Below are 234 nucleotides of genomic sequence, written 5' to 3'. Positions count from 1 at the left end.
GTATTTAATCAGAGCTGAAGCAAATGTCCGTTTAGCCCCTGCCGCACCAGGTGGTGGCAGAACACCTTTACAGGATTTGGCTGTTGTTAGAAGCAGAGCTGGGTTAACAACAACCACCGCTCCTTTAGCCAACATTTTAGCAGAGCGAAAATTAGAACTTGCATTTGAAGGTTTTGCGTTGCTTGATGCAAAAAGAACGCAAACAAATATTGGTTCGATACCGTGGAACTCCAA

Annotated in this window: 1 protein-coding gene; it reads left to right on the top strand. The window is 44.4% G+C overall.

Going from position 1 to position 234, the window contains the following annotated elements:
• The coding region (locus AC0IWT_RS20045; RefSeq protein WP_471798518.1) for a RagB/SusD family nutrient uptake outer membrane protein at nt 1-234 on the top strand (234 nt) is incomplete at both ends.

This window comes from Pedobacter sp. AC464 (assembly GCF_979253075.1).
The sequence above is the reverse complement of the archived record's forward strand: the minus strand, read 5'-3'. Positions and strand labels throughout refer to the sequence as shown.